This window comes from Micromonospora sp. D75 (genome assembly GCF_018070405.1).
Taxonomy (GTDB): Bacteria; Actinomycetota; Actinomycetes; order Mycobacteriales; family Micromonosporaceae; genus Micromonospora; species Micromonospora chalcea.
In genome coordinates this window covers 1-9,302 of record NZ_JAGPXV010000187.1, presented here as the reverse complement: position 1 = coordinate 9,302, position 9,302 = coordinate 1, and the positions used below count along the sequence as shown (strand labels likewise).

The window sequence follows — 9,302 nt, the reverse complement described above, 5'->3', positions numbered from 1 at the left end:
GTGTTGTGGTCGCGGTCGAGCGCCGCGACCACGAGCCGGTCGACGTGCGGCACGTCGGCGAGCGCGTCCGCGATCCGCTCCGGCTCGGCCAGGTCGAGCGCGAGCCCGCGGGTCGACCCGCCGATCTCGTCCGCGACGGTCTTGGTCCGGGCCGCCGAACGGCCGGTGATCACCACGTCGTCTCCGCGTTCGGCGCAGAACCGGGCGAAGTGCCGCCCGATCCCCGAGGTGCCGCCGACGACCACGACCCGGGTCCGTTCCGACATCGATGCTCTCCTCATCGTTTGATGCTGCTCCGATCCGGACGCGCCACGCCGGCGTCGCCCGCCAGGCCGTCCAGCACGTCCGCCGTCCACAACGGCACCGCGCAGCGGTCCGCGGCGTAGCGCAGCGCCATCAGGTGGTCCGCACGCGACAGGTCGGCCAGCGCGTCCGCCACCAGGAACGCCTCGATGTCGCGGCTGAACGCGTCGCAGGCGGTGATCAGGCACCCCATGTGCGCGTACACGCCGCAGACCACGAGCTGGTCCCGCCGGGCGCCGCGCAGTCGCTCCTCCAGGTCGCTGCGGAAGAACGCGCTGTAGCGCCACTTGGTCAGCACCGTGTCGCCCGGCTGCGGGGCGACGTCGTCGACGATGCCCCGGTCGTCCTCGTCGCAGCTCATGCCGGGGCCCCACAGGTCGTGCAGCAACCCCCGGTCCCGCCGGCTCATGCCGCCGGGCTGCGCGGTGTACAGCACCGGCACGCCGGCCGCCCGCGCCGCGGCGAGCAGCTTCGCGACGTTGGGCAGCAGCTCGGCCATCGGGGACTCCCCGGCCGCGAACGGGCGCAGGAAGTAGCGCTGCAGGTCGTGCACCAGCACGGCGGCCCGGTCCGGGTCCGGACGCCACGGCAGCGTGGTGCCGGGCAGGTCGCCGTCGCCGGGCATGCGGTACGGCGCGATCGGGGTCATGGCCATCGGTTCTCGCCTCCGGTTTCCGTGCCACGGCGTCACACGTGCAGGGCCGCGCCGCCGTCGACGTACAGGTCGTGCATGGTCACGTGGCCCGCCTGGTCGGACACCAGGTAGGCGACCGCCTCGGCCACGTCGCGCGGCTGGGCCAGCTTGCGCAGCGGGATGCCGACGCGGTACGCGCCCGGCGTGCCCTCGATCACCGCGCTCGGGTCGGCGCCCTCGCCGAGCATCGCCCGCAGCATGGGGGTGTCGGTGGAGCCGGGCGAGACCACGTTGCACCGGATGCCGTAGCCGGACAGCTCCAGCCCCAGGCAGCGGGTGAACTGGGCGGACGCGGCCTTGGAGGCGGCGTACGCGGCCATCTCGGTACGCGGCACCCCGGCGGCGTTGGACGCCACGGTGACGATCGCGCCCCGGCGGCGGCCGACCATCCGCCGCGCCACCGCCCGGGACACGTGGAACACGCCGTCGGCGTTCACCGAGAAGGTCCGGCGCCACTGCCGGTCGGACAGCTCGACGACCGGTCCGGTGTGCAGCACGCCGGCGGCGTTCACCAGGATGCCGACCGGGCCAATCTCGTCCTCGACCCGCCGCACCAGCGCGTCCACCGCGTCGCTGTCGCACACGTCGACGCAGTAGGCGCGCGCCGAGTCGCCCTCGGCGGCGAGCTTCGTCACGACGGTGGTCAGCGCCTCGGCGTTGCGGTCCACCGCCGCCACCTGCGCGCCCGCCCGGGCCAGCACACCGGCCACGGCGGCGCCGATGCCCTGCGCCGCGCCGGTGACCAGGGCGACCCTCGACTCGATTCCGGTCAGTTCCATCAGGTGCCTCCGCTGGTCGTGGTGGCTTTCTCGGCGTCGTACCCGAAGAGCCATTCGTGGCGGTCCAGGCCGGACGAGGACTGCGCGGCGACGTCCCGGCGGCGCTGGTCGGCGCCGTCGGCCAGGTGGAACGTCTCGGCGTTGGCCCGGGACTGGCGCTGGATCCGCGTGGTCCGGGGCAGGCGGATCCGTTCGTAGCGGCGCAGCGCGGCGCCCAGGCCCGCCGGCTCCACGCCGGCCAGGCAGACCGCGAGCACCACCGCGTCCTCGACGGCCTGGTTCGCGCCCTGCGCCTGGAACGGCAGCATCGGGTGCGCGGCGTCGCCGATCAGCGTCACCCGTCCTGCGCTGAGCCGGTCGATGCTGTCCCGGTCGTGCAGCGCCCACCTGCCGACCCGGTCGGCCGCGGCGATCAGCCGGGTGACGTCCGGGTGCCAGCCGGCGTACGCGGCCGCGAGCTGCGACACGTCGCCCCGGCCCGACCACGACTCCTGCCGCCAGTCGGTGGCGGGCACCGTCGCGCCGAAGCTCACCTGCCGGCCGGCGGACACCGGGTAGCAGACGCAGTGCTGGTCCGGCCCGAGCCACAACTGCACCCGGGGTTCGGTGAGCAGGAACGGCACCCGCTCGGCCGGCACCAGCCCGCGGTAGATGGACTGCCCGGAGAAGCGCGGCCGGTCCGCCACGATCTGCTCCCGCGCGACCGAGTGGATGCCGTCGGCGCCCACCACGAGATCCGCCGCGACGGTGGTGCCGTTGGACAGGTGCAGGTACGCCTCGTCGGCGGTCTGCGTCACGGCGGTGAGGCGGGCGCCCAGGTGCACCCGGTCGGGCGACACCAGCGACAGCAGGCTGCTGTGCAGGTCCGCGCGGTGCACCACGTAGTAGGGCGCGCCGAAGCGGCGTCCGCACGCGCTGCCCAGCGGGGTGCGTTGCAGCAGCGTGCCGTCGTCCCAGCGGCGCATCTCGATCGCCTGCGGCGCCACCGCCACCGTACGCAGGCGGTCACGCAGGCCCAGCCGGTGCAGCAGCCGGGTGGCGTTCGGCGCCACCTGCACGCCCGCGCCCACCTCCGTCAGCTGTTCGGCCTGCTCGTACACGTGGCAGTCGATCCCGGCCCGGCGCAGGGCGGCGGCGAAGGCGAGCCCGGCGATGCCGGCGCCGGCCACGGCGACCCTCATCTGCGGCATGTCGGTTCCCTCAGTAGTAGAGGAGCGCTTTGCTCCAGTCCTCGTCCGGGCCGAACAGGCTGCGTGGCTTCACCACGTCCGGCATGCTGGTCAGCGCGTCCAGCGGGATCAGGCTCCCCGGCGCCAGGCCGGTGACCTCGCTGTCCACGCCGAACGCGGCCCCGATCGCGTGGGTCAGCTCCGCCTCGGCGGCGACCCGGTGCGCGGCGGCCACCTCGATTTGGACCCGCAGCAGCGCCGGTTCCGCCTTGGCCCGCCAGAACATCACCCGGTACGCCTCGGGGAGGGAGAAGACCAGCTCCTCCAGCCGGTGCTGGGTGATGGTGGCGCCGCCGACCCGGTAGCCGAACGCCGACCGGCCGAGCACCCGCACGGTGGGCAGCTTCCAGCCGCACGCGCAGTCGTCGTAGGAGACCGACACGTTGTCCTCGAGGTTGTACCGCAGCAGCGGCATCGCCTCCCGGAACAGCGGCGTGACCACGAGCTGGCCGTCGCCGTCCGCGCGGACGGTCCCGGTGGCCGGGTCGTACACCTCGAACAGCGCCCGGTCGGCCCACAGGTGCAGGCGGCCCTCGGGGCACTCCCCGGCCAGGCTGCCGGTCTCGGTCGAGCCGTACTCCTCGATGACCGGCACCCCCCACAGGCGGCTGATCCGCCGCCGGCGGGCGTCGGTCATCGGCTCGCCGCCGACGAACAGCGCGCGCAGCGCCGGGAAGTCGATGTCGGGCCGGTGCCCGGCCGCGATCGCCGCGGCGGCCCAGATCAGGCACTCCGTCGGCACCGACCAGGTGAGTGTGACGTCCAGGTCGTGCATCACCCGGACCACCCGGGCGTACGGCATCGCCAGCGACCGGTTGTCGCCGGGCACCACGGTGGCCCCGCGCAGCCGGGCGGCGGCGTGGGCGAGGTGCCCGGTCAGCAGCAGCGCGTACGGCGTGCGGACCAGGAACACGTCGTCGGCGGACATGCCGATCCACTTGCGGGCGAAGCGCTCCGCCAGGTCGGTCCAGTCCTCCTCGGTGTAGTAGGAGGGGGTGGGCTTGCCGGCGGTGCCGCTCGACTCGTGGTAGGTCGCCAGCCGTTCGCGGGGCACGGCGAGCATGCCGAAGGGGTAGTTGTCCCGCAGGTCCTGCTTGGTGGTCAGCGGCAGGTCGGCCAGGTCGGCCGGGGTCACCGGCGGCGCCCCGGACGCCAGCCGCGCCCGGTAGAACGGCGAAAGGGCCGCCCAGGTGAACGTCTCCGCCAGTTGCTTCTCCTGAAGGCGCCGCAGGTCCTCGGGGCCGTGCCACTGGCCGAGCCGGGGCAGGGTCGAACTCGGCTCGCTCACCGCTTCTCCTCTCCTAGCAGTCGATGCGCGTTGTCCCAGGCGACCCGCCGCCACTGGTCCGGCGGCAGTCGCAACGCCTGGAACTTGGCCAGCTCCACGGCCGGGTGCTGCAGCGGGTACTCGGAGCCGAACACCACCCGGCCGTCGCCGAGGCGGCGCAGCGCCGCCTCGGCCACGCAGGTGTAGCCGCCGGAGGTCTCCAGCGAGATGTTCGGCTCGTCCTGGATCAGGGTCAGGGCGTAGAGGTCGATGTTGCCGATGCCGCTGTGCCCGAGCACGAAGCTCACCCGCGGGAACCGGCGGCTCAGCCCGACCAGGTCGGCCACGCCCGCGCCGGGACGGTCCAGGCAGACCACGTACACCGGATGGTCGAACTCCGCCGCCACGGCCACCAGGTCGGCGACCCGCGGGTCGGTGAGGGCGACGCCGTGCACGGCGGGTGAGATCTCCAGGCCGCGGAACTCGGCGGCCCGGGACCGGTACGCCTCGGCCGGCCGGTGCGGGTTGGCGAAGAAGAACGGCACCAGCCGCCCGTCGGTGCCCGCGCAGGCCGCCGCCACCGCGTCGTTGTCGGCGTCGGTCTCGACGTGGCCACCGGTGACGAGCTGGCGGGACAGCCGGTCCAGGTCGATGGTGCCGCCCGCGCACACCACCGCCCGCGCCAGCCCGCACTCGCCCAGCGCGTCGAGCAGCCGCTGTCGCGCGCCGGGCCGGGGCGCCAGGCGTACGTGGAAGTCCAGCACCGGCTGCGCGGTCATCGGCCGCTCCCCTTCCCGCCGCCGCTCACTTCTCGATGCAGAACTCGTCGATCGGGTAGCCGACGTGCCGCTTCTCCACCGGCAGGTAGCCGAGCACCTTCGTGCCGGCGGTCAGCTCGGTGACGTTGAGGACCGTGCCGCCGGGCCCGAGCACGCGCACGTGCCAGTCGTCCTGGACGATGAGGTTGACAGGTGTCCCGGAGGGGGAGACCGCGTCGATCGCCAGCAGCGGGCGCGTCTCGATCTTGACCCGTCCCACGGTGACGACCCGGGACTTCCCCTGCGAGTCGACGGCCAGCACCCGGCCGCCGGAGACCAGCTCGCTGAGGTAGTTGGTCCGCCCGCCGGCGGACAGCGTGTACGAGTGCAGCGCGCCGGCGTTGACTCGGAACGGCCGGGTCGGCATGTACGGCAGCGGATGCGTCTCGCTGCAGCACAGGATCATGCCGGTGGAGTGCGAGCCGACCAGGATGCCCTCGTCCAGGCGGAAGTTCGTGCAGGTGTCGACGCAGGCGCGCTCGCCCATGCCCACCCGCCGGATGCCGGTGACCTCCAGCTCCACGAGCGACAGGTCCGCCGCCGTGCTCACCGCCGCGGTCCGCAGCTCGGTGGCCTCCCCCACGGCGCGCGGCGCCAGCATCACGCCGTCCGAGCCGTGCTCCAGCACGCCGAAGACGATCTCCGCCTCCTCGACGTCGGCGACCTGCGTGATGATGCTGCCCGCCGCGCCCGCCGCGGCGGCCAGCACGATCTCCAGCGGAATCTTGGTGGGGTCGCGGAAGTACAGCAGGCTCCAGCGGTCGTGGCGCGCGGACCGGCAGGCGTCCTCCAGGCTGTCCGCGTCGACGATCTCGACGAACCGGCCGAACTCCACGTCCGGGAACCGGGCCGCCAGTTCGGCGGGCTCGCCGTGCCGGGCCGGTTCGACGATCACCAGGTCGGCCGGTTCCAGCTTCTCCGGCAGCGGCCCGCCCTGCGGGAACAGCACCTTCCTCACCGTCGGGGGGAGCGTCTCCAGGTCGGCCGGATCGGCCGCCACGACGGCGTCCACCCGCTGGTGGACCGCCTCCTCGACGATTGCCTCCTTGGCGCCGTTGACGTTACGGATGTCCAGCCAGCACAGCTTCACGGGTTTCTCCTCGGTGGACGGTCAGGGAGTCTCAGGACGTAAGGGCGAGCCGGTCGTCGACGTCGTACCGGTCCGGGACGTGCCGTGGTTCGTGCACCAGCCGCGCCACGGCGGCGGCCATCAGGCCGGGCTGCTCGGCCTGGAACACGTTGCGGCCCATGGCCATGCCGGCCACACCGGCGCGCAGCGCGTCCGACACGTAGGCGAGCACTGTCGGCGTGTCGGCCGAGCGCGGGCCGCCGGCCACGATCAGCGGAATCGGGCAGCCACGCACCACCTCGGCCATCTGCTCGGGCGTACCCGCGTAGTCGGTCTTGACGATGTCGGCGCCGAGGTCGGCGGCGAGCGTCGCGGCGTGCGCCACCAGCTCCGGCGCCCGGGAGTCGGTGATCTGCGGCCCGCGGGCGTACACCATGGCCAGCAGCGGCACGTTCCAGCGTTCGCACTCCCCCGCCACCGCCGCCAGGTCGGCGATCTGCCGCGCCTCCTGCGGCGAGCCCAGGTTGACGTGCACGCTGACCGCGTCGGCGCCCAGCCGCAGCGCCTCCTCCACGTGCGCGACCAGGTACTTCGCGTCCGGGTCCGGCGCGTGCCGGGTGCTCACGCTCAGGTGCACGATCAGCGACATGTCGCCGAACCAGCCGTGGTCGACGTGCCGCAGGCTGCCCTTGTGCAGCACCACGGCGTCCACGCCGGTGCCGGCCAGCTCACCGAGCAGCGAGTTCAGGTCGCGGCGAAGTGGCCCGTCGGTGACGGAGTGGTCGAGCGGGACGACGAGCAGGCGTCCGTCGCCGCGCCGGAACAGTCGGCGCAGACGCAGGCCACGAGCGAACGAAGCGTTGAGTACGGCCACGGTTTCCTACCTCTCTCAGGCGGTGGCGGAACGACGGGAGGTCAGGGACGTGGCGTCCGCCGGCTCGGACCGGTCGAGGCGGAACGCGCGGTGTAGGGCTTCGACGGCGTCCACGGTGCGGTCCCGCGACACGATCACCGACAGCCGCATCTGGGAGGTGGAGATCCAGCTCGTCGAGATCCCGGCCTCGGCCAGCGCCGCCATCAGCCGGGCCGTGTGCTCGGGGCGGCTGAGCAGGCCCATGCCGACCACCGACACCTTGCCGACGTTCTCGTCGAAGTGGACGCCGCCGTCGAAGGACGCGGTGAGGTCGTGCAGCGCGGTCCGCACCGCGTCGGCCTGGCTGCGGCGGATGGTGAACCCCATCCGGAACTCGCTCTCGTACGGCCCGGACCGGGCCACCAGGTCCGCCACCGCGCCGTGGGCGGCCAGCACCTCGAACACGTCGGGCGCCATGTCCCGCCGGCCGTCGCGGCAGTGCACCAGCACGCGCACCACGTCGGTGTCGTGGGTCACCGCCACCACGGCCCGCCGGGTCTCCAGCGGCCGGTCGTCCGGCCGGTCCACGACCGTCGTTCCGGGTGCCTGCGACGACGCGTTGCGCACGCGCACTTCGACCCCTTCCATGGCGGCCAGTTCGATGCATCGGGTGTGCAGGACCCGCGCGCCGGCGAACGCCATCTCCGCCATGACGCCGGGCTCGACCCACGGCAGGCAACGCGCCGCCGGAAGGATGCGGGGGTCGGCGCTGAACACGCCGTCCACGTCGGTGTAGATCTCGCACGCCGACGCGCGCAGCCGGGCGGCGAGCGCCACCGCTGTCGTGTCGGAGCCGCCGCGTCCGAGCGTGGCGACGTCCCCGGCCCGGTCGATCCCCTGGAACCCGGTGACCACGGCGACCTCGCCGCGGTCCAGCGCCGCCTCGACCCGCGCCGCCCCGATCCGCGAGATCAGCGCGTCGCCGTGCCGGTCGGTGGTGTGGATCTCCGCCTGGTGCCCGGTCAGTGAGACGGCCGGCACGCCGAGCCCGGTCAACGCCAGCGCCATCAGCGCCGCCGACTCGGACTCGCCGACTGCGAGCAACTGGTCGAGTTCCCGGGACGGGCCGGCGGCGCCGACGTCGGCCGCGAGCCGCAGCAGGTCGTCGGTGCGGCTGCCGCGGGCCGACACGACAACTGTCACGGCGGACCCGTCCCGCCGCGCCGCGGCGATCCGCAGCGCGGCGTGCCGTACGCGGTCGAGGGTCTGCAGCGAGGTGCCCCCGTATTTCTGGACCAGCACGTCCACAGTCGTCTTCACCGCCCTCGTCGTATCGGCATTGCGGTCGACAGTAATCGCGGTCGATCTGCGTGGGCACTACTCGCCCGAGTAGTAGCCCGCCGATTCAGTCGTTCACGCCATAACGTCGGCGCGTTACCGGAAACACGTGATGCCGTCGGCGACAACACGTCATGCGCGACGCCTTTTGCCGGACGCACTATCGACAGGCGATCTCTAGGGCAAAGGGAGCGACATGGACGGGACGGAATCGAACGTGGCCGGATTCCCGGATCTGCTGTCCGGTCTCGGCGGCGACGGGCGTGCCTTCGCCCTGCTGCACCGGCCCGGCGCCGCCGGGCGCGCGTACGTGGAGGTTCTGACCGGCGAGGTGTGCCAGATGGACACGCTCGCCGAGCTGCCCCTGCCCGCCGGGCCGGCGACCGGCGGGCGGCACGACCTGCTCGTCGCGGTGCCGTACCGGCAGGTCACCGAGCGGGGGTACGACTGCCACGACGACGGCGCTCCACTGCTCGCGATGCGCGTCCACGAGCAGTTCGGGCTCGACCGCGAGCAGGCGCTGGCGGGCCTGCCCGAGCGCGCCGTACCGGTGACCGACGCCGACTTCGACCTCAGCGACGAGGACTACGCGGCGATCGTCAAGCGGGTGGTGGGCGACGAGATCGGGCAGGGCGCCGGATCCAACTTCGTCATCCGGCGCACCTTCACCGCGCGGCTGGCCGACTGCTCGACCGCCACCGAACTGGCGATCTTCCGCCGGTTGCTGACCGGTGAGCTGGGTTCCTACTGGACGTTTCTGTTCCACTCCGGCGCCGGCACGTTCATCGGCGCGTCACCGGAACGGCACGTCAGCATGATCGACGGAACCGTCTCGATGAATCCCATCAGCGGGACGTACCGGCATCCTCCGAACGGCCCGGCGGTTTCCGGTCTGCTGGAATTCCTGAACGACCCGAAAGAGGCGAACGAACTCTACATGGTGGTCGACGAG

At 73.1% G+C, this 9,302-nt stretch carries 10 protein-coding genes; 1 reads left to right on the top strand and 9 read right to left on the bottom strand.

Annotation, left to right across the window (positions count from 1 at the left end; translation table 11 throughout):
• The 9 genes from KBX39_RS13860 to KBX39_RS13820 all read right to left on the bottom strand — a co-directional run.
• The coding region (locus tag KBX39_RS13860; protein ID WP_210870910.1) for an SDR family NAD(P)-dependent oxidoreductase at positions 1-266 on the bottom strand (266 nt) is incomplete at its 3' end.
• An 11-nt stretch (positions 267-277) separates the two neighbouring features.
• Positions 278-958: an isochorismatase family protein gene (locus tag KBX39_RS13855; protein ID WP_210870907.1), complete on the bottom strand. Its 681-nt coding sequence runs from the start codon at positions 956-958 to the stop codon at positions 278-280.
• 32 nt (positions 959-990) lie between these two features.
• Entirely contained in the window at positions 991-1,776 is a 786-nt protein-coding gene (locus KBX39_RS13850; protein ID WP_043323091.1) for a 2,3-dihydro-2,3-dihydroxybenzoate dehydrogenase, read from the bottom strand.
• Positions 1,776-2,966: an FAD-dependent monooxygenase gene (locus KBX39_RS13845; RefSeq protein ID WP_210870904.1), complete on the bottom strand. Its 1,191-nt coding sequence runs from the start codon at positions 2,964-2,966 to the stop codon at positions 1,776-1,778. The genes KBX39_RS13850 and KBX39_RS13845 overlap by 1 nt, the downstream gene beginning before the upstream one ends.
• A 10-nt stretch (positions 2,967-2,976) precedes the next feature.
• Positions 2,977-4,293 carry an AMP-binding protein gene (locus KBX39_RS13840; RefSeq protein WP_312247135.1) on the bottom strand — a complete coding sequence of 439 codons (1,317 nt, stop codon included), beginning with the start codon at positions 4,291-4,293 and terminating at the stop codon, positions 2,977-2,979.
• Positions 4,290-5,051, bottom strand: coding sequence for an amidohydrolase family protein (locus KBX39_RS13835; RefSeq protein ID WP_210870901.1), 762 nt, complete (start codon positions 5,049-5,051; stop codon positions 4,290-4,292). Before KBX39_RS13835 ends, KBX39_RS13840 begins: the two co-directional genes overlap by 4 nt.
• 25 nt (positions 5,052-5,076) lie before the next feature.
• Positions 5,077-6,180 (bottom strand): 3-dehydroquinate synthase II family protein, encoded by a 1,104-nt coding sequence (locus KBX39_RS13830; protein WP_113973007.1) that lies wholly within the window; start codon positions 6,178-6,180, stop codon positions 5,077-5,079.
• Between the two features lie 31 nt (positions 6,181-6,211).
• Positions 6,212-7,033, bottom strand: coding sequence for a 2-amino-3,7-dideoxy-D-threo-hept-6-ulosonate synthase (locus KBX39_RS13825; RefSeq protein ID WP_166456205.1), 822 nt, complete (start codon positions 7,031-7,033; stop codon positions 6,212-6,214).
• Between the two features lie 15 nt (positions 7,034-7,048).
• Complete coding sequence (locus tag KBX39_RS13820; protein ID WP_210870899.1) at positions 7,049-8,332, bottom strand: aspartate kinase; 1,284 nt, start codon at positions 8,330-8,332, stop codon at positions 7,049-7,051.
• A gap of 214 nt (positions 8,333-8,546) precedes the next feature.
• Here KBX39_RS13820 and KBX39_RS13815 point away from each other — a divergent pair.
• On the top strand, positions 8,547-9,302 hold a 756-nt coding region (locus KBX39_RS13815), incomplete at its 3' end, for a chorismate-binding protein (protein WP_210870896.1).

Excerpts from the sequence above, each read along its gene's own strand:
- KBX39_RS13850 (WP_043323091.1), bottom strand. The coding sequence starts at position 1,776 with ATGGAACTGACCGGAATCGAGTCGAGGGTCGCCCTGGTCACCGGCGCG.
- KBX39_RS13845 (WP_210870904.1), bottom strand. The coding sequence starts at position 2,966 with ATGCCGCAGATGAGGGTCGCCGTGGCCGGCGCCGGCATCGCCGGGCTC.
- KBX39_RS13855 (WP_210870907.1), bottom strand. The coding sequence starts at position 958 with ATGGCCATGACCCCGATCGCGCCGTACCGCATGCCCGGCGACGGCGAC.
- KBX39_RS13835 (WP_210870901.1), bottom strand. The coding sequence starts at position 5,051 with ATGACCGCGCAGCCGGTGCTGGACTTCCACGTACGCCTGGCGCCCCGG.